Origin of the sequence: Glaciecola sp. 1036, assembly GCF_050306235.1 — a bacterium.
In the GTDB taxonomy this organism is placed as follows: Bacteria; Pseudomonadota; Gammaproteobacteria; order Enterobacterales; family Alteromonadaceae; genus Glaciecola.
In genome coordinates, this window is record NZ_JBLWFH010000011.1 from 1 (window position 1) to 20,146 (window position 20,146).

The following is a 20,146-nucleotide window of genomic DNA, read 5'->3' on the forward strand; positions in this document are numbered from 1 at the left end:
GACCGCAAAGCGATACTCCTCAACAGCGAGCGCGCATTCTACACAGCAAAAAAATTAGTGCAAGTGTTTTTTTAAAAATGGAAAAAATACAGATTTAAGCTAATATTTTAACGACACGCCATAAAAAGCTATGTTTATGTCGCCAATATGGTGTTTTTCTTTAATCTTTTTTAAAAATTCTTTTCGGACAAATTTTCAATGAATACAAATATAAAGGTTATAATTACAGCAATAATATTAATTATTATCTCGGTTGCTGTTAGTTTGACTCAAGGAATGTCAACAGTTGGAATACTTCTTTCTCCTGTATGCATCGTTATTTTTGCAGTCGTAATGCTATTAAACAGCTCTACTTCCATAAATACTTCAACAAACAATTCAACAACAACATCTAAAAAAGCTTCGTCGACGGTAAACCAAGATAAAAACTCTAGCGACGATACGCTTGCTACTTTATATGTAGGCAATATTTCCTACAAAGCAACAGAAGATGACTTGAAGAACTATTTTCAAACTTTTACGACCGTGCACTCGGTTCGTTTGCTTAAAGATAAGCGCACTGGTAAGAAAAAAGGCTTTGGTTTTATTGAAGTGTCAGACTCTGACGCCAATAAAACCATAGAAAAATATAACGAATCTATATTTTTTGAAAGAAACCTTATTGTTAGGCATGCAAAAGAAAAGGTAGGTTGAGTACCTACCTTTTGCTTAACTGGATTAAGTTTAGTAATTTATCGAAATTGTTCGTTAAAACGATGGAATCTATTGATCGCATGTAGTAGATCAGGCACCTGAACATCTTTCAATTGATTGACTAATCCGTTAATGATCTGTGTTGATTCGTTTTGACTAGCAAACAACTCTTGTGCCGACTTAACCAACGTTGAAAGGTCTTTATCATATTTTTTAACCAACTTAATATCGCTTTGAAGTTGGTTATCTAGACCTTTTCCAATCATACTTATTTGGCTGTATGCACCAATTTTCCTCGGCGTATCAGATTCAACCACTTTAAATTTATCTAAATCCGTTATGGAAATGCCTTGCTTCATTATTCGTTGCAGGGCTACTTCGACATCATCGCGATAAAATTGGTTTAACAAATCGTCTGCTTTATTTACGAACTCGGCAACCATTTTGAATTTACTTGGATCACCGTTTTCACTATCAATAGCAAAACTGATATTAGAACTTTTAGTGGTAAATTTATTGATTTCACCACCATCCGCTTCTTCAATAAAGACTGCAGAATTATTAAAGTCTAATGAAAGTTTTTGTTCGTCCCGTGTACGAATATCAACTTGATTGTATTGTGACTCTTCTGCGTTTTTGCGAAGGTAATCCTCTGGACTAACCGATAGTGCTTTTATTTTTTCAGAGATTTGCTGAGCAGTGTTTTGCAAATTGCCAAATAATTCACTTTTTTCATCAATGCCCATGTCTTCCAAGGCTCTTGAAAAGCCTATTTCAACGCCTTCGATTGCTTGTGTTCTAAGTGTTTCAAGTTCACTAGCCGTGCTACCTTTAGCGGCAAATGATGTAAAACTCGCTTTAACAAAACCAAAGATATTTGCCTGTACAGAGGTTGAATCAAATGTTCTAGTTGAAGAAAACGCTTTTTCTTTATGGCTAACCGAATTAAGAGGTGGAAACTTAGACGCCACAGACTTAAACGTAGCGTCAACAGCGCTGGAAAATGCCCGCGACATGACAGCATCATTGGCTGATGTTCCTGTGTATACATCAACAGAAACAGAACTGAACGCCGCAAGATCACGAATTCTATGATGCTCTGCGATCAGCGTTTTGTGCGCCTCTGCTGGTTTAGCAGAGGCAACTATATTAGCTTCTACTGTATTCATACTACCTACCTCATATTCCTCATCTAGCTATATCGGTAGCATCTTTTAAAAACTTTAATATAAACTTGGTATTTTTTTTAAAGAGTTTAAAATCCGCTCCTCATTCGAACATGAATCAGTATTGGGTATGATGTGATGGCAGATTTGAAACAAGAATACAAACAACAACTTGATGAGAAACAAAACAGACTTATTGCTTTGTTGTCTCCATATTATCAAGATAATGTAGATTGCTTTGTTTCACCTCCACAACATTATCGAATGCGTGCAGAATTTAGAATTTGGCATCAGGATGATGAAACCTTTCATATTATGTTTGAGAAAGAAACCAAACAAAAATATAGGGTGGACCAGTTTCCTATCGCTTGTAAATTGATAAATCAAGCAATGCAGTTGTTAATGAATGAGGTCAATGTTAATCAGACGTTGAGAAATAAACTCTATCAAGTGGACTATCTTGCGACAACTACTGGTCAAATAGTGATTTCAATGATTTACCGCAGACCTTTGGACGACAATTGGCAGCAAGAGGCGACAATTTTAAAACAAAAACTCTCTGAACATTTCCCTACCGATATCATTGGACGCGCCAAAAAGCAGAAGATAACCTTGGATAAAGATTTTGTAATAGAAGAATTACAATTTAAACAAGAAACATTCAGTTTTAAGCAAATTGAAAATAGTTTTACCCAACCTAACGCATTAATTAACGTCAATATGGTGGAATGGGCAATTGATAACATAGCCGCTGATTCAATTGATTTATTGGAGTTATATTGTGGAGCGGGTAATTTTTCTATTCCCCTAAGTCGTTATTTCCGTAAAGTGTTGGGTACAGAAATATCAAAGACCTCTGTTGCAGCAGCTCAATTTAATATTAATGCAAATAACATAGACAACCTGAACATTGCGCGATTATCCAGCGAAGAATTTGTAGAAGCTTACCAACAAAAACGCGCGTTTAATCGTTTATCTGAGATATCTTTAAGCGAATATAATTTCACTACGATATTGGTTGATCCGCCTCGAGCCGGCCTTGATCCTGATACACTAAAACTGGTCAGCCAATTTACCCATATTATTTATATTTCATGCAACCCTGAAACTTTAGCGAATAACCTAGCTGTATTAAATGAAACACACCAGGTATCTCGTGCTGCATTATTTGACCAGTTCCCTTTCACGCCCCACATTGAAAGTGGCGTTGTATTGAAAAAGCGCTTATAAACCTGGATTGGACGAATTAAAACTAACAGCCCCTAGCTGCACAAATCTAAGTTGAATTTTAACCCTGTCGGCAATTTGTTCGACTTCTTTTACATCTGCGTCTAAAGCTTCAGCTCCTGCGTTAAAAACTAATCTAACCATGGCATCTGCTTGCAAGTTAGCAATTTTTCTGGGGAGACGTAAATGCGCCACTATGTAGTCGGAGAGCTCTTCAGTAAAGTGTTGGATTTCGCGCATGACCGCCGCCCGAAATGCTGATGAAGTTCCAGTATGTTCACGCAAAAGTAACCGAAAAACATTGCGATTTTGCACAATAAATTCCATAAATGTATCAACTGAAATACTCACAACGCTACCGCCCGAAGCTATACGTTGTCTAGCTTGTCGCATCAATTGCCGCAAAGCTAAACCGGCTTCGTCGACTAAGGTTAATCCGAGCTCATTAATGTCTGAAAAATGCCGATAAAATGATGTAGGGGCAATACCGGCGGCCCGTGCTACTTCTCTCAAGCTGATTGCGGTGAGACTGCGATTTTCATCGAGTAGCGTAAATGCCGAATTGATAATTCGTTGGCGAGTCTGGCGTTTTTGTTGCTGTCTATTCATAGGCTATGATTGTTAGATCAGTTTTTGAATTTCTGCAAATATTTCTTGTCATTGAGTGGGTGAAAAGTTAAATTAGCGCACAGTTGTACGCTGAATTTAAAAAAGTGAAAAGTAAAGTGAATAAGCCTCCTTTAATTCCGCTTAATATAGCGGTTTTCTGTATTACTACGGCAATTGCATTAATAGCTACCCCCATATGGATCATGTTTAACGGTATCGACTTAGCAGAAATAGTGATAGCCGTGTTGTTATTTTTTTATACCGGTATGTCAATTACTGCTGGTTATCATAGATTGTGGTCCCATAAGACTTATGACGCTCATTGGACGGTAAAAATTATCTTGGCGATTGGTGGGGCAATGGCTGTGCAAAACAGTATTTTACATTGGTCAAGCGATCACCGAGTGCATCATAGACACGTGGATGTCAATGACAAAGACCCTTACTCTGCCAAAAAAGGATTTTGGTTTTCTCATATCGGATGGATGCTTAGAGAATATCAAGCCGAACGCTATACTGATTACTCTAATTGCCGTGATTTGCAGAAAGATAAAGTCGTAATGTGGCAACACAACCATTATTTGCCAATAGTATTGATTGCGAATTTTGGTATTACCGGTTTACTTGGATGGATAAATGGTGACATTTTAGGCATGATTTTAATCGCAGGTGTGCTTAGGTTAGTCGTTGTGCATCATGTGACCTTCTTTATCAACTCGTTAGCCCACATTTGGGGTTCTCGTCCCTATACTGATACCAATACAGCCCGTGACAACGGCATTATTGCCTTATTTACGTTTGGAGAGGGTTACCATAATTATCATCATATTTTTGAGTATGATTATAGAAACGGTATTAAATGGTGGCATTATGATCCTACAAAGTGGCTGATTAAAAGCTTATCTTTAGTAGGGCTAGCAAAAAATCTTAGAAAAACCCCAGATCAACGTATTGAAGCAGCAAGATTATTAATGCAACTGAAATATGCCAAGAAGCGCTTAGTACATTTGCCTAACGCCGAAGAAATCGTTAACAACATTCAGCAAGAGTATGATGTATTAGTACACAAGATGAGTGAATATTATGCGGCTAAGAAAAAACTTATGCTGGCTAAAAAACAAGCTTTGCTTGCAAGTTATGAAAAACTGGAAATCGATTTTGCTTACAGAGAAATTCAACAAAGTTTTAAATTGCAAAAAGAAAAATGGCAAACACTTTACTCTTACTATATGACGCCGATACAAGCATAATAGAGTTATAAAGCATTTGGTAACGCAAAAAGGATGCTGTGGTAGCATCCTTTTTAATTTTACGTAACGGTAAATGGAAACTGAGATGGCGAACAAGCAAAAAAAACAAACATTTGATTTTGACGCGGTAGTAATAGGTACAGGACCAGCTGGAGAAGGTGTTTCAATGCAGTTGGCCAAAGCCGGCAAAAAAGTGGCCGCGGTTGAAAAGTATTCTTCTGTTGGCGGTGGTTGTACCCACTGGGGAACTATACCATCGAAAGCATTGCGTCATTCTGTAAGCCGTTTAATAGAATATAATTCAAACCCGTTATTTAATGAACATAGCCGCTACCGAAGCTTAACTTTCGCTGAAATTATGAAGCACGCAGCAGGTGTTATTCGTAAACAATCGCGTCTAAGATCGACATTTTATGAGCGAAACGATGTTAACGTTATCACAGGTGAAGCCAGCTTCGTTGACCCACATACGGTTAACATTAAGCGTAAAGATGGTTCGTTGGAAACTATCACTGCACAAAACTTTGTTTTAGCTACAGGTTCTCGTCCCTATACACCAGCTGATATTGATTTTACCCATCCACGAATTTTCAATAGTGATACAATTTTAAATCTGGATTATCAACCAAAAACTATCATTGTCTATGGCGCTGGGGTAATTGGTAGCGAATATGCTTCCATTTTCAGAGGAATGGGAGTGAAAGTTGATCTTGTGAATATGCGAGATCGCCTGCTGTCTTTTCTAGACGCAGAAATATCTGATGCCCTTAGTTATCACCTATGGAATAACGGTGTGCTTATTCGAAATAACGAAGAATACGACAGCATTGAAGGAAAAGAAGACTGTGTCATCTTAAACCTTAAATCGGGTAAGCGTATGAAAGCGGATTGCATTTTGTTTGCCAATGGTAGGACGGGTAATACCGACATGCTGGATCTTCAAAATGTTGGCTTAAAAGCTGATGGGCGTGGATTGGTAAAAGTAAACAAGAGCTATCGAACAGAAGTTGAGAATATCTATGCAGTTGGAGATGTGGTTGGTTATCCGAGTCTAGCCTCTGCAGCCTATAACCAAGGACGTTTTGCCGCTGAAGCTATGGTGAACGGTGAATGTCATAAAAGTTTAGTAGAAGATATCCCTACAGGTATTTATACCATACCTGAAATCAGTTCAGTGGGAAAAACCGAACAAGAACTAACCAAAGCAAAAGTGCCTTACGAAGTTGGAAGAGCGCAATTTAAGCATTTGGCCAGAGCCCAAATCGCAGATACTATGGTTGGAAGTTTAAAAATCTTGTTTCATCGTGAAAATAAAAAGATTCTTGGTATCCATTGTTTTGGAGAAAGGGCTTCTGAAATTGTGCACATTGGTCAAGCTATCATGCAACAAGATGAAGGCAATAATATAGAGTATTTTGTTAACACGACCTTTAATTACCCAACGATGGCTGAAGCTTATCGGGTTGCGGCCTTAAACGGGTTGAACAGAGTTTTTTGATAGAATGAAAAAAGCCTCCAAAAGGAGGCTTTTAATATTATTTTTTAACGGTATCTAACCTAGCCAAGGTTTTGTTTTCCTGCTCACGGTGTGCAATTACCGTAATATTGAGCGTTTTCGGATCCATAAGTAAGGTTGCCATTACGTATTCACCTGGCTCAGAAGCATCTTTATAAAAGGCTTTCTGATTTGCTACAAAACTATCGCTTTTCTCAATCGTTGTGCTGAAACATTGTGCATCAACTTCAAATGTTTGTTTGTCCATACAGGAAAAACTATTCTTAGTCTCAGTAGAGTTATCAGCTGCAAAGACGGAGAGAGAGGTTAGTGCTAAACAACTAGCGACTAAAAACTTTTTCATATACTTCTCCTAACAGATAACCTAGGCCAAAGTATACTTTCCAATAACCTTAATTGCAAGAGAAATCATACGAATATTACAGTAATATGACAGTGACTTTAACGTCTCGTGAAATTTACCCAATATTCTTAAAAAATTAGCAAACCTATCCTACAACTCCAGAAAAAACGCAATTTGGATTATCTAGGCAAATAACAATGTTGTTAACTTAGAAGCAGAAGTTCTTAAAATCGACAAGGAAATGTATACATCTAGATACGCAAGTATCAAATGCCATCTCCGTCGCCGAATTCGTGCAAGCCACATTCTCTTTTTAACCCAAAGAAGCGTGTATCTTCTTCGGTCATTCCATCTTCTAACGCTCTGGTGGTATGCCAATCGCCGATAGAAACATAACCTTGATCCCATAAAGGATTGTAAGGAAGGTCATTGGCTTTCATATATTGATGCAATTGTTTATTACTTTGATCAATTATTGGATGCACTTTAAATTGGGCGCCTTGCTTCTGTACTACGTCCAAAGCTTTGCGGCTATTCGACTGAGATCGACGTAGCCCCGCGAACCATGTACTCACATTTAATTCTTCAAGTGCTCGTTTCATGGGCTCGACTTTGTTCATTTGGTTGTACTTTTCAATACCTTCAACGCCCTGCTCCCAAAGCTTACCAAATTTAGCTTCTTGCCAAGCTGGACTCAATGGCGCACGATACACCTGTAAATTAAGGTTGAAACGTGCAGTGAGTTCTTCAATAAACAAATAAGTTTCTTTAAACAAATAGCCTGTGTCGGTTAATACCACTGGAATGCCTGGTGCAACCTCGTTTAAAAGATGTAACATCACTGCCGATTGAGCACCAAAACTTGAGGACACTATGTGTCGCCCAGGTAGATTTTCTAATGCCCACTCTGCTCGTTGGTGCATACTGGCGTTTTCCAAAGCCGCATTGACTTCTTGCAATGCAGCTTTATCAACCTCACCGAGGGTAAATCTATGCGGCGAAATTGCTGCTAGATTACTCATAAAAATCCTCTGCTGAATTAATCACAGGCTTTACGATAGAGGCTCTGATCACAAAATCGCCAAAGGCTTCATTTGTCTCTCTTTCCGCTGCCCATCGCGCAACCAATTCATCAATGATTATCATAATTTCTGTATCACTGATATTTTCTTTGTACATGCGAGGGATTCGGGTTCCTTCTCGATTACCACCAAGATGCAAATTGTATTTATTTGGCCCTTTACCTACTAAGCCAATTTCAGCAAGCATCGCGCGTCCGCAGCCATTAGGGCAACCGGTAATACGATAGATAATGCTTTCATCTGAAAGGCCGTGCTTGGCAAGGATTTCTTCCAATTCCGTTACTGCACTTGGCAGATAACGTTCAGCTTCAGCCATGGCTAATGGACATGTAGGTAAAGATACACAAGCCATACTGTCTTTTCGCTGCGCACTCACATTTGGTGCCATTAAACCATGCTGGACAGCAAGATTCTCGATTTGCTGTTTATCAGACTCGTCTACTCCCGCAATGATCAGGTTTTGGTTGGCTGTGAGTCGAAAATCGCCTTGATGGATCTTAGCTATTTCGCGCATACCCGTTTTTAGTGGCTTTTCAGGGAAATCTAAAATACGCCCGTTTTCGATAAACAAGGTTAAATGATGTTTGTTATCAATACCTTTTACCCAACCGAATCTGTCGCCTCTGGCTGTAAATTCGTATGCTTTACTCTCTGCAAACTGAACATTAGCGCGTTTTTCCACCTCTTGTTTAAAGGTTTCAACGCCGACACGCTCTAGGGTATATTTAGTTTTCGCGTTCTTACGATTAACTCTATTGCCCCAATCACGCTGAGTAGACACTACTGCTTCTGCCACAGCTAAGGTTTTGTCCAATGGAATAAAACCAAAATCATCAGCTTTTCTTGGATAAGTTGTTTTATCACCATGAGTCATGGCAAGGCCACCACCCACTAGTACATTAAACCCAATAAGCTGGCCATCTTCGGCAATAGCAACAAAATTTAAGTCGTTGGCATGAACATCTACATCATTTAGCGGTGGAATTACCACTGTGGTTTTAAATTTACGCGGTAAGTAAGTATCACCAAGAATAGGTTCAGCTTCTTGTGTACTGTCGACCTTTTCACCGTCTAACCAAATTTCAGCATAGGCTTTCGTTTTTGGAAGTAGGTGTTCACTGATTTTTGCTGCCCATTCCCAAGCCTGCTGGTGCACAACTGACTCAATTGGGTTACTGGTACAGAGTACGTTTCTATTCACATCACCCGCAGTTGCAATGGAATCAATACCGGTTGCGTTAAGTTGTTGGTGCATAGATTTAATATGCGGCTTTAACACGCCATGGAATTGAAATGTCTGTCTAGTAGTAAGTCGGATACTGCCGTAAATAGTGTTTTCTTCGGCAAATTTGTCGATCACTAACCACTGCTTAGGCGTAATAACACCTCCAGGCAATCTCGCTCTAAGCATCACATTATGCAAAGGCTCCAATTTTTGTTTAGCGCGCTCAGCTCGAATATCTCTATCATCTTGCTGATACATACCGTGGAAACGAATTAACTGAAAGTTATCCGCTGTAAATCCACCTGTTACATCGTCTTTTAAATCTTTGCTAATAGTCCCGCGCAAATGCTGGCTTTCTGCCTTGAGGCGCTCATTATCAGAAAGTTTGCCTTCGACAATTAGATCGTTTTTGTCACTCATTAGTAAACATCCTTTTGATAACGTTTATTCTTTCTCATCGCAGTGAGATATTGTTTGGCATCGTCTTGTGACTTATCACCGTACTTCTCAATGATGTGCAAAAGTGCCTGTTCGACATCTTTGGCCATTTTCATTGCATCACCGCACACATAAAAATGTGCGCCCTGCTCTAGCCATTTAAAAACTTCTTCGCCTTGTTCCAATAACCTGTCTTGAACGTAGATTTTGTGAGCCTGATCACGAGAAAACGCTAGACTGATGCGACTCAATAAACCTGACTTCAAATATCCTTGCCATTCTGTTTGATAAAGGAAATCTTGGGTGAAATTTGGATTACCAAAGAACAACCAATTTTTACCCTCTGCATCTCTGGCATCTCTTTCTTGCATAAATGCTCTAAATGGCGCTATACCAGTACCAGGACCCACCATAATAATTGGTGTATTGTCGTCTTGGGGTAATCTAAAATTATCGTTAGATTCAACGTAAACCCGCACATTTTCACCCGCTTGAAGACGAGTCGAAAGATGTCCACTCGCACCGCCTTGGTGTTGATAACCAAACGCTTCGTAAGCGACATGAGCCACTGTTAAATGCACTTCATCTTCCACTTCGGCTTGACTAGAAGCAATTGAATACAATCGTGGCGTGATAGGTCTTAACCCATCTACCAATTGTTGAGCACTGATCTTCGCTGGAAATTGCTCAATAATGTCAACAATCTGTCTTTCTTCAAGGAATGCTCGTAATCCTGCTTTATCTTCAAGAACTGCAGCTAATGCACTATTCTCACTTGCTTGCTGATAGGCTTTAACAAAACCAGGATAACTTAGGGTTAATTCAAGCTTTTCAACCAAGGCTGAATGAACCGTCATTTCTTCATCATTTATCGTTACCAGATCTTCAGCGGATAAACCCGTTGCAGTTAAGATGCGTTCAGCCACTGCTGTATCATTAGTAAACCATACGCCAAGCGCGTCTCCAGGTTGATATTGAATACCTGAATCTTCCAGCGAAATTTCAACATGACGAATATCTTTTACTGAATCGCGCCCGGTAATTTTAAATGCATCAGATAGGACCGCCGAAAAAGGCTTTTGCTTCGTGTAAAGTTGAGACGTACCTGCCGCTAGTGGCTGATTTTGCACTACAGCGGTTGCTTGGGAAGATGCCGCTAAAAGATCTTTAAGCTTTGCGGTAACTGCGTCTGACCACTGAGTTAACTCTGCTTCATACTCTACATCGCAATCCAATCTAGGATGCAAAGATTTAGCCCCTAAATCCGTTAAACGCTTTTCAAAATCTTTACCTGTTTGGCAAAAGAATTCGTAACTACTATCACCTAGGCCAACTACCGCAAATTGAGTATTAGGTAATTTAGGGGCCTTTTTAGAGCCTAAAAATTCATGCAATTCTATCGCGTCATCTGGTGCGTCACCTTCACCATGGGTGCTTACAAAAACCACTAAATAGGCTTCGTCTTTGATCTTACGAGGTTTGTAATCAGCCATGCTAACCAAGGTAGATTGAATACCATTGGCATTTAACTTTTCAGCATAATCAGCCGCTGCATGTTTAGCATTTCCCGTTTGAGAGCCGAACAGCACGGTTACGCTAGCTGACGCTTGCACCGTTTCTGTAACAGTGGCAACTCCACCCTGCGCCATACCTGCAAGAAATCCGCTAGCCCAAATCAATTGTGACTGAGTTAACCCCGCCACCGCCTGAGTGATTTTATTTAACTGTTGCTCTTGAAGAGGAACAAAGTTAGTTGAAGTAGTATTTTGTGACATCAAAAAGCCGCTAATCTATAGAATTGGGTAAAGATTAGCGGTTTTTTTTGATAACTTGAAAGAATTAAAAATAATTTTTTATATAAATAAATGCTGAAAGCTATTCTTAGAAATGAAATTCAACACCCACAAAGGCACCATCAAACTCTAGATCAGCGTACACATCATCTAAATCTTCGATATCAACCTCGGTTGAACGATAACCTGCTTGCAGGGTTAAATCCAATGCTAAAGATTCAATAAAGCTATAAGTAACAGCAACTTGGTAATCTGTCACGCTGCTATCGTCTATCGAAATAAAACTTCCTTCAGCGTAAGCACCTAGCCCAGTACCAGGAATTCCAATAGCTAAACGTCCATAACCCATTGGAATAAAGCCATCAAAACTCTCTGTGGCTGTGCGTCCTGAGTCTGCATCGGCAACTAAAAACTCACCGTCCACCTGTTTAACATTTATCCCTATATCGAAGCTAGCCAAATTGTTGTCCAAAATTTCGTAATATAGGATGAAATCTCTGGTTATCAAATCTACATCTGTTTCTAATACCGTATCCGCGGTATACACTTCGCCGCCAAAAGTAAAGGTGCTACTGAGAGTAGTGCCACCTGATGTATCTAAGGTAGTTTGTGCGACTTTTAAGTTAGGCACTAATGGGATTGGATGTTCTAAAGCTGCATAGAAATTGGCATTGGTTTCATCCTCAAAACCAAATTCTGCAATAGTATCAGATTGAGAAAATCCGCCTTCAACACCCATGTTCCATGCCTGAGCACCAACATAAATACCTAGAACAGTGTCAGCAGATGCCGAAAATGCAATACCAGACGTCGCTAAGATAACGGTTGCAAGATAACTCTTTTTCATTTGTATTAACCCTGATTTAGCAGCTCTGATAGTTCTATCAAGGCTGCATTAGCTCTTGAAATATAATTTGCCATCACGAGTGAATGATTAGCTAACAATCCAAAACCATCGCCATTTAATATCATAGGGCTAAATACAGTATCTTGGGTTGCTTCTAATTCTCGAATGATTTGCTGTAAGCTTACTTCTGCATTTTTCTTTTGCAACACAACAGCAAAATCTACTTCTATAGCCTTGAGGAAGTGCAACATTGCCCAGCAGGCGCCGCGCGCTTCATAGAAGTTATTATCAAGCTCAAACCAGCTTGTTTTATTTTTAATTACATTTGCTTGAGGAGTTGAAGAGCGATTAGCCGGATCACCCGCTAAATCTAAATTCAAGGATTCAGTTCCCACACTAGCTGCCAATTTTTGCGACAAACTGCCTAGCCTCTTCTCAACCTGTTTCAAGTACTCTCGAAGGTTATCGGCACGAGCGAAGAATTGGCTACTATTTGTGTCTTTATTCGCTAAGTCATCTCTATATGCAATTAATTGCTCGATAGCGTCTTCGTATTCGCCCTCTGTTGACGGTAATAACCAACGATTACTATCGAAATTTAGAGACGGTTGTGCTTTGGTTAGAAATTGATTTTCGACACTTTGCGACTGTGAGCGGCTAAAATCTTTACGCATAGCAAGCGCCAGATCTCGGCTCATTTCTAGCGCACCAAACTCCCAACTTGGGATATTATCCATGACAAGTCCTGGCGGTAATATGTCATTACTAATATAACCACCAGGTTTGTGTAATAAGGTGTCCATGACATCAATTAATGCCACTGTTGTGGTGTAACCGACAACCACTTCGTGTTGATTGGTTTCAGCTGTGCGTTTTGCATTCAATTGCACATCTTTTACATCTGGCTCAAAACTCCACCACCAACCGATCATGGTTATAATGATAAGAAGAATGGCTATTGCCAAGGTTATGTTTTTAGTAGTAAAAATCGAATTCATAGTGCCTCACGGATGTCGCTAACTAGTATAGTCTATTATTCCTAGTAGCGATACCGCAACAACAATATAGCCAATACGTAAGCTAATCCGATTGCAGCTGGTGCAAATAAAAACGCTGCGATTGCACCCGCTCTGACGATCCAAGGATCAATCTGAATGGATTTAGCTAGTCCTGCACAGACGCCAGAAATTTTAGCTTTATGCGGGTCACGAAAAAATCTGTCTTTATTTACTACGGTTTTCATTGGACCTTTCCTCTCTATTCAAGACGCGTTGAATTAACTTTCTGTCTTTATTAATTTTAGGTTAGTTAACAACATCACGAATGCCGCTGACCCTAGGTAGAACAACACAGGTGACAAAACCAAACCCAATAAATTCATATTTACTAACATAGTGGTATCCTTACTAACGTTAAAGGTGGTTAGTCGTCAGCTTCTGTCTTTTGGTTTACAGACTCGGTTTTATTTTCGGCGTTAGTTTCTGAATCAGCTTTAACAACAATATCAGTGATTTTTACATTACCTACTGGTGCCTCAGCATTGTCGCGCGTTAGTGATTCGTGGCTATATGCATATAAAGTAGTTTTGATATCACGCTTAACTTCTGCAGAAACTTCAACTAGTGTGCTTTTCACCATGTTAGCTACCAAGCTCTCAATTTGCGCTTGATTAGCATTTGCAGTACCCGTGAAAGCACATGCAGTGATAAAGATAGATGCGATGGCGGTAGTTTTAAGTTTCATAATAAATCCCTCGTGTATTCAATTGTCTAACAATGGGTTGCATACGTCCTAACCCTTTAGCAACTGCTGTGTTAAAGCATTACTCAAGCAATAGCGAAAGCCATGCCAAACGCACAATGAAATTTATTATTTTGAATAAAATCAAAAAGATAGATAGAAAATGAAGGGAAAAGTAAAAACAGGACTAAGGCTTCCTCTTATAAGTTTGGTGAATTTAACCACATAGTTTTAGTGGAATTAACCAAATTTTCGTAAGTTTTGTCGTGCTTTATGAACTTCGTCCAATGCCATTAGTAATAACTGAGGATTCGAATTCTTTTTCGGTGCTTGTTGACTGAGAAAACGTCGCCAAACTTTTCCGCCTGGTTGTCCTTGAAATAATCCTAATGTGTGGCGGGCAATGTGCCAAACTCTGCCACCTTGTTGAACATATTCAGTGATGTATGGGGTTAATTCTTCAATTACCTGCTCTCGGGTCTTGATGAGTGCTGTTTGGCCATAAATTTCCTGATCAACTTCAGCGAGTATGTATGGATTGGCATAAACTGCTCTGCCCAACATAACACCATCCACCTTGTTTAACTGCTCTTTGGCTTGCTGCAAGTCAGTTATACCGCCATTTATCGAAATGAAAATATCAGGGAATTGCTGTTTTAATCTGTAAACCCTTTCGTAATTTAGCGGCGGTATATCTCTATTTTCTTTTGGGCTTAAACCTTGTAGCCAAGCTTTTCTTGCATGCACAATTAAATGCTGACAACCTGCCTCTATCTGAGGTTTAACAAAATCTGTTAGCCCTTGATCATCATCCATATCATCGATACCGATACGACACTTTACGGTAACAGGAATATCAACTTCAGCACGCATCTTAGTGACGCATTCGGCTACAATTTCTGGGCTCGACATTAAACAGGCACCAAAACTGCCATTTTTTACCCGGTCAGAAGGACAACCTACATTAATGTTAACTTCATCATAACCATAAGTTTGCGCCAATACAGCACTGCGAGTCATGTCCTCAGGATTCGAGCCACCCAATTGTAAAACCACTGGATGTTCTTGCTGGTTAAATCCTAAATAATCCCCTTTACCATGAATAATAGCGCCCGTAGTCACCATTTCTGTGTACAGAACTGCTTTGGCCGACAACAAACGTAAAAAATAACGGCAGTGCTTATCCGTCCAGTCGAGCATTGGAGCGACCGAAAATCGGCGATCTAACTTTTTAGCAGCCATCACGCCACATCCATTGATTTATAAGGGCTTAACGCTTTTTTTTGCAAAATAATTACCTTTTAAAAATTCGGTGATTTCCGCTGTTTTTCGTCAATTTTCACACCCTAGGGTGACAAATGGGGTGACAAAATCAGAGGACTTTCTATGGCCTATTATCTTATCAAAAAACGCTTCAGAGGCGAACTACCTGTTTACTGTGCCGAAGTTAGACAGAAGCGGAAAGGTCAAAAAATGTTTAGTAAATCTAAAACATTCACAACCAAAGGTGCAGCTACTAAATGGGCGAAGATTTTAGTAGATCAATTAGAAGATAATGAAGCCATGAACTTACTTGGCTTACGAGAAGCGTTGCTCGGTGATTTGATCCGCGACTATATCAAGCTTAAAGACAAATCGAATAAGCCATTAGGTCGAACATCTGCTTATGGTTACAAAACCATTCTTAAGTTTCCCATTGCCAATATATTCGCTTCTAAGATTCAAAGTCACGATATAGTGCAATTTTGCCTGCAACGAAAAAAATCAGAATCCCAGCCAGGGCCAGCTACTCTCAGTATTGATGTCAGCCTGATCAGAAAAGTGCTCAGAATTGGCAAATCGCTTTTAGGCATTAATTGCAATCAGCAACCTGTTATCGACTCCTACCAAGCACTTTATGATCTCAAGCTTATTGGTAAGGCTCCTGTCCGAACTCGACGATTAGAATCAAACGAATACGATATACTCTTAGAAGAGCTGGCTAAAAAAGAACACCATCACAGCAACATTATTCCATACGTTGATATTTTTAAAATCTCACTTTTAACTTGCTTACGAGTATCAGAGGTTACATCACTTCGGTGGGATGATTTAGACTTAGCCCGACGCACAATAAAGGTAAGAGATAGAAAAAATCCCAACGGCTCTGCTGGCAACAACAACGAGATACCACTTTTAGGTAACTCAATAGAAATACTTTTGATGCAACCAAAAGTAAGTGACTTAATTTTCCCCCACAATTCTCGCTCCATAACCGCTGGCTTTCGACGAACATGCAAGCAATTAGGTATCAAAGGGCTGCGTTACCATGACCTAAGGCGTGAAGGAGCATCTAGGTTAATTGAAGCAGGCTATACAGTAGAAGAAGTGGCTACCGTCACAGGCCATAAAGACTTGAACGTACTGTGGAAGGTGTACACTAAAATAACGCCTGAACATATCTTAAATAAACAACTCCCCCCTAAATCTAAGCAGAATGAATAGCAGTATGGCCGACGGCCATACTATTGCTTCCGTTAATTTCATACAACGGAGACACAACATGACTATTCGCTCTCGCGCATCTAAAAAGACAGGTTTATTACGACACACAGCAATCGCGATCAAGAAACAATTTGGTCAAGTGATAGATCAAAAAACACGAACCTTTGATGACTATGATGAAGCAGTCGCTTGGCGAAACTTAGCCAAGGCTTACATGAACAACCAGCTTTGGCTAACGGGCACAGTTACTGAATGTACAACCGTTAAAGAAGCCGCTGCTTATTATCAAAAAATGGCTGACTCAGGTATCGTACATTTGGGTAAAACAGAGTATTCAAATTTAAGCGTGATAGTTCAAGACGGCTCGCCACTTAGTGATCTCATGCTATGTGAGCTTGATGAAAATAGTATTTACGAGTTCTCTATCTGGCGACGAGGCACTAGCAGAAGCAAACCGAAAGTGGACTCACAAACAACTCATAACAACTTGGCTACGTTAAAAATGTTTCTATCGAGTCTCAAAACTCTATTTAAATTAAATATTAATCCATCATTTATGGAAGACAAAGATCTTAAAAAATTATTAAGTCGCGAAAAACTGACTCGAAAATCTCAACCTCGTGATCGCAGACCTGAAGACTACGAACTTGAAGAGATCTACAACGAACTTGAAACTCGACAGCAATCTAAACGAGTAAAAATCCCCTATACGCTTGTATACCTAATAACTCTTTGCACAGGATTAAGAGAAAATGAATTAGTTAACCTTCGAGCCGAAGACCTTAACTACAGCAGTAAATTTATTTACCTTCGAACATTCAAAAATGATGGGGGTTTAGAAGCTGAAAACAATTGGGTAAAACAGCCGCTAGTCAGAGGCTCCTTCGAGTTATTAACCACCTACCTTAAGAGCAAAGGTATCAAAAGTGGTAAGATATTTAACTTTAAGGCTAAAAGTATAAGTGCGGCATTCAGGCGTGCCAGAAAACATTTGGAAATTGAAGACTTACGTTGGCATGACTTGCGAAGAGAGTCTATCAGCCAGCTGTTTGATAAAGAGATCAGTAAACATATTGCTAAGAAAATTAGCCGCCATAAAGATGAAAAAACAATGGAAGCTAATTATATTCACCCTGATATGCAAGCAATACACAACGTCGTTCCGAATAAGCTTTGGATGCACGACAAAATGTCGTTTCTCGAAGGTCGAATGTAAAAAAGCCCGTTTATTACGGGCAAATGAGAACACTAACTGAGGACTGGGCCGACTATATGTCGGTCTTGTTATTTTTTAAAATTATTTTTATTAAACTGTGTTTAATAACCAAGTAGACGCTAGCAAAAAGTACGATAGTACCAACACCAGCCAATGTAGGAATTAACCAAATTGATTCAATCATAAGGAAACCCTTTGTATGTAATCTACTCCAAAATTACTGATGTTTGCGGTTAGAAGTCGCAGTTGTTACTTATCCCAATGTCGCCATCGAACCAATCAGTTGATCCATGAGAATCATCAAAGGTGCTCATTCCGCCTTCATCATTTAACATAAACCCCCAGCTTGATGAGTCATCAGTGGGCGTGCTGGTATCGTGAACTTCGATATCACGTAAGGAACTATCAACAGCGATAGAATCTATTTCGAAGAAACCCGTTGTACACTCCAAGCTCTCACAGGAAGCACTGGATACATCGACAAAAGCATCTTCAGTCAAAGGGGTACTTGTACTTGGTAAAAGTTCTATAGTTGACTCGTAAACAGAATCTACAATGCCAGTATCATCTATACTTACAGACGAACCTACAGAGCAATGGTCGAATAACTTTAAACTTAATAATGTCATGGGTTTGTACCTTTTGTTTTTCACTCGGTACAAATAAACCTTAATAATTCAGATCAGGTTTGCAAATGTTTTTCACCTGTATTTTCAGTTTAATTAAAAGCAAAGGGTGTTGAACGACGCTTCTATAATTTAAGCTGATAACGCGCAAAGCTTGCCCACGAGTCTATTATCGGCGCACAAAAAAATGATTAGCGCTTTAGACCAGACCACCACTATTCAAACCATATATAAAGCCTACTTTTCAGTTTGTAGCAATTAAAAGTTATATAAAAGCAAGATGTAATCACCCACTACAATTTGAGCTTTTACATCATCGGCTATCGTTCAACGACTGAAATAATAAACGATCAAGCGTTTCCAAACCGCATTAAAGTTATACTTATTCGGAAGGTGCTATAGACAGAAAGCGAAGCGATTTTCAGCATCATTGTGATAACAATGACTGCAATAAAAAGCCTTTGAGAATCAAAGTAACAAATCGCGTAACAATGAAAATGCGAAGCACTTTTTGTTGTGGAGTAGCACATGTTCAGCGCAGCGAACTAACCCAGTTTTCATTTTTGTTTTACAAAAATTTTTAATGGCTACGAAGTAAAGTCGTTAAAAACCATCAAGCTCGGCAACGAGCGCAGAGATCACCGTACAACTAAAACTTGTTTTAATCACGCAGCGTGAGATTCGGTGAAAAGTGGGTTAGTGCGCTGCAAGCGAACATGTGCCAAGCGGTTAAACCTAGAGGCGAAGTCCTCGTTGAGTCAGCTCGTTGACGAACGTCAACAGACAGAGCTGTCGTGGTTTATAAGCGTTAATCCTTGAAAACGCAGTTTTTGAGGATTTAAGTAGAACTCTGTTGATTCGGTTAACTAGATAGGCTTTCAGTTGGGTTATTCAGCGTAAACACTCACCCCAACTGACAACCAATCACCAGAGTTTAAAATCTTACAAATTTCGTCATGGGCGAACCTTTTTCAAGCTGACATTCAAAAACATTAGGAGAGAGTATGTCAGCAACAGATATTACAAATGGTAATGAAAACAGTATTACCAACCTTGAAGCTTATGGTCGATATTTTGATATTGAAATGTTCTATCAAAAAAGTAACAACTTTAGATTACGTGGAAAACAGAAATTGGAATTTGCGCTATTGTTTGCTGCTAGAATTGGATTTGTATCACCGTTAGTTTGTGCAGAAGTGTGGGAAACACCGCGCCATAAAACACTCGCGTTTTTAAACAAAATGGTAAGTGATGGTTTGCTTTTATCAGCAAGTACCTCACGTATTAATGATGGGCGTATTTATGTTCTTACATACGCTGGAGCGAATTACGCAAAAGAGATAATGCGAGTAGATTTTCCATTTCGATCATCTTCAGAACCAATCCACCAAGTAAATCAAAACAGTATTATGCATGACGCAATACTTAGCTACATCATTGCAGCTGGTATTCAAAATTGTGATGCCAACAGTAATCATAAACCACTTTGGAAAGCAGTGGTTACTGAAACAGAGTTTAAAAGACTATACCCAAGCAACGAGGTGAAGAATGTTGATGCCGTTGTACTACTCAACAATGACAAAGTAGCAGCTGTCGAAATAGAACATTCATACAAACGCAAGCAACAGCATGAGGCAAGTATTTTAAAATTTAAAAGTGCCATGTTCAGCACTAATCTTTACGACCAAGTATTCTTGGTAGTTGCTTCAAATAAAATCCATACAGATACCAAACGTTTTTATGAGCAACTACTAGAAGAAATGCCTAATCGTATTAATAAAAAGACTAAACAGCCAATGTTAACCGTAGCTGAAGCCGAGTATTTGAAAGAGAACATAATATTTAGAACCAAGTTCATCGAAGACATCAACCGGATTTTCTACAAATGAAA

19 protein-coding genes are annotated in these 20,146 nt (G+C 39.3%); 7 read left to right on the forward strand and 12 right to left on the reverse strand.

Translation table 11 applies throughout. The annotated features are described in order from the left end of the window. The first annotated feature begins 198 nt into the window (after positions 1–198). Positions 199–693, forward strand: a complete 495-nt coding sequence (locus tag ACNKW3_RS14960; protein WP_427400123.1) for an RNA recognition motif domain-containing protein — start codon at positions 199–201, stop codon at positions 691–693. Positions 694–731: 38 nt separating this feature from the next. Here the strand turns inward: ACNKW3_RS14960 and ACNKW3_RS14965 are convergent, their stop codons facing one another. After that, positions 732–1,862: a DUF5610 domain-containing protein gene (locus ACNKW3_RS14965; RefSeq protein ID WP_427400124.1), complete on the reverse strand. Its 1,131-nt coding sequence runs from the start codon at positions 1,860–1,862 to the stop codon at positions 732–734. A gap of 135 nt (positions 1,863–1,997) precedes the next feature. Here ACNKW3_RS14965 and trmA point away from each other — a divergent pair, with 135 nt between their 5' ends. Further along, positions 1,998–3,089 carry a tRNA (uridine(54)-C5)-methyltransferase TrmA gene (trmA, locus tag ACNKW3_RS14970; protein WP_427400125.1) on the forward strand — a complete coding sequence of 364 codons (1,092 nt, stop codon included), beginning with the start codon at positions 1,998–2,000 and terminating at the stop codon, positions 3,087–3,089. Here the strand turns inward: trmA and fabR are convergent. Then, positions 3,084–3,695, reverse strand: a complete 612-nt coding sequence (gene fabR, locus ACNKW3_RS14975) for an HTH-type transcriptional repressor FabR (protein ID WP_427400126.1) — start codon at positions 3,693–3,695, stop codon at positions 3,084–3,086. The genes trmA and fabR overlap by 6 nt on opposite strands. Before the next feature lie 116 nt (positions 3,696–3,811). Here fabR and ACNKW3_RS14980 point away from each other — a divergent pair, with 116 nt between their 5' ends. Together ACNKW3_RS14980 and sthA are read left to right on the forward strand one after the other, a co-directional pair. Further along, positions 3,812–4,945, forward strand: a complete 1,134-nt coding sequence (locus tag ACNKW3_RS14980; RefSeq protein ID WP_427400127.1) for an acyl-CoA desaturase — start codon at positions 3,812–3,814, stop codon at positions 4,943–4,945. A gap of 85 nt (positions 4,946–5,030) precedes the next feature. Further along, entirely contained in the window at positions 5,031–6,443 is a 1,413-nt protein-coding gene (gene sthA / locus ACNKW3_RS14985; protein WP_427400128.1) for a Si-specific NAD(P)(+) transhydrogenase, read from the forward strand. A 37-nt stretch (positions 6,444–6,480) separates the two neighbouring features. Here sthA and ACNKW3_RS14990 read toward each other — a convergent pair whose 3' ends face one another. From ACNKW3_RS14990 to dusA, 9 genes are all read right to left on the reverse strand, one after another. Continuing rightward, entirely contained in the window at positions 6,481–6,804 is a 324-nt protein-coding gene (locus ACNKW3_RS14990) for a hypothetical protein (protein ID WP_427400129.1), read from the reverse strand. A gap of 266 nt (positions 6,805–7,070) precedes the next feature. Next, a complete protein-coding gene (locus ACNKW3_RS14995; protein ID WP_427400130.1) occupies positions 7,071–7,826 on the reverse strand; it encodes a phosphoadenylyl-sulfate reductase in 756 nt (251 codons plus the stop codon). After that, the gene (gene cysI / locus ACNKW3_RS15000) at positions 7,819–9,531 is read right to left on the reverse strand and encodes an assimilatory sulfite reductase (NADPH) hemoprotein subunit (protein ID WP_427400131.1); all 1,713 of its coding nucleotides are present in this window, start codon (positions 9,529–9,531) and stop codon (positions 7,819–7,821) included. Before cysI ends, ACNKW3_RS14995 begins: the two co-directional genes overlap by 8 nt. After that, complete coding sequence (locus ACNKW3_RS15005; RefSeq protein ID WP_427400132.1) at positions 9,531–11,324, reverse strand: assimilatory sulfite reductase (NADPH) flavoprotein subunit; 1,794 nt, start codon at positions 11,322–11,324, stop codon at positions 9,531–9,533. Before ACNKW3_RS15005 ends, cysI begins: the two co-directional genes overlap by 1 nt. A gap of 106 nt (positions 11,325–11,430) precedes the next feature. Then, positions 11,431–12,189, reverse strand: a complete 759-nt coding sequence (locus ACNKW3_RS15010; RefSeq protein WP_427400133.1) for a TIGR04219 family outer membrane beta-barrel protein — start codon at positions 12,187–12,189, stop codon at positions 11,431–11,433. A 5-nt stretch (positions 12,190–12,194) separates the two neighbouring features. Then, positions 12,195–13,187 (reverse strand): DUF2333 family protein, encoded by a 993-nt coding sequence (locus ACNKW3_RS15015; RefSeq protein WP_427400134.1) that lies wholly within the window; start codon positions 13,185–13,187, stop codon positions 12,195–12,197. Positions 13,188–13,228: 41 nt separating this feature from the next. Then, a complete protein-coding gene (locus ACNKW3_RS15020) occupies positions 13,229–13,432 on the reverse strand; it encodes a PspC domain-containing protein (RefSeq protein WP_427400135.1) in 204 nt (67 codons plus the stop codon). A gap of 179 nt (positions 13,433–13,611) precedes the next feature. Then, positions 13,612–13,932: a hypothetical protein gene (locus ACNKW3_RS15025; protein WP_427400136.1), complete on the reverse strand. Its 321-nt coding sequence runs from the start codon at positions 13,930–13,932 to the stop codon at positions 13,612–13,614. Between the two features lie 237 nt (positions 13,933–14,169). Then, positions 14,170–15,171: a tRNA dihydrouridine(20/20a) synthase DusA gene (gene dusA / locus ACNKW3_RS15030; RefSeq protein WP_427400137.1), complete on the reverse strand. Its 1,002-nt coding sequence runs from the start codon at positions 15,169–15,171 to the stop codon at positions 14,170–14,172. Positions 15,172–15,315: 144 nt separating this feature from the next. Here dusA and ACNKW3_RS15035 point away from each other — a divergent pair, with 144 nt between their 5' ends. Both ACNKW3_RS15035 and ACNKW3_RS15040 read left to right on the forward strand, forming a co-directional pair. After that, positions 15,316–16,413 carry a tyrosine-type recombinase/integrase gene (locus tag ACNKW3_RS15035; RefSeq protein ID WP_427400138.1) on the forward strand — a complete coding sequence of 366 codons (1,098 nt, stop codon included), beginning with the start codon at positions 15,316–15,318 and terminating at the stop codon, positions 16,411–16,413. Positions 16,414–16,471: 58 nt separating this feature from the next. Then, the gene (locus ACNKW3_RS15040; protein ID WP_427400139.1) at positions 16,472–17,629 is read left to right on the forward strand and encodes a tyrosine-type recombinase/integrase; all 1,158 of its coding nucleotides are present in this window, start codon (positions 16,472–16,474) and stop codon (positions 17,627–17,629) included. A 233-nt stretch (positions 17,630–17,862) separates the two neighbouring features. Here ACNKW3_RS15040 and ACNKW3_RS15045 read toward each other — a convergent pair whose 3' ends face one another. Continuing rightward, positions 17,863–18,258 carry a hypothetical protein gene (locus ACNKW3_RS15045; protein ID WP_427400140.1) on the reverse strand — a complete coding sequence of 132 codons (396 nt, stop codon included), beginning with the start codon at positions 18,256–18,258 and terminating at the stop codon, positions 17,863–17,865. Positions 18,259–19,259: 1,001 nt separating this feature from the next. Between ACNKW3_RS15045 and ACNKW3_RS15050 the strand changes: the two genes are divergently transcribed. After that, positions 19,260–20,144 (forward strand): hypothetical protein, encoded by an 885-nt coding sequence (locus ACNKW3_RS15050; RefSeq protein WP_427400141.1) that lies wholly within the window; start codon positions 19,260–19,262, stop codon positions 20,142–20,144. Positions 20,145–20,146 lie beyond the last annotated feature (2 nt).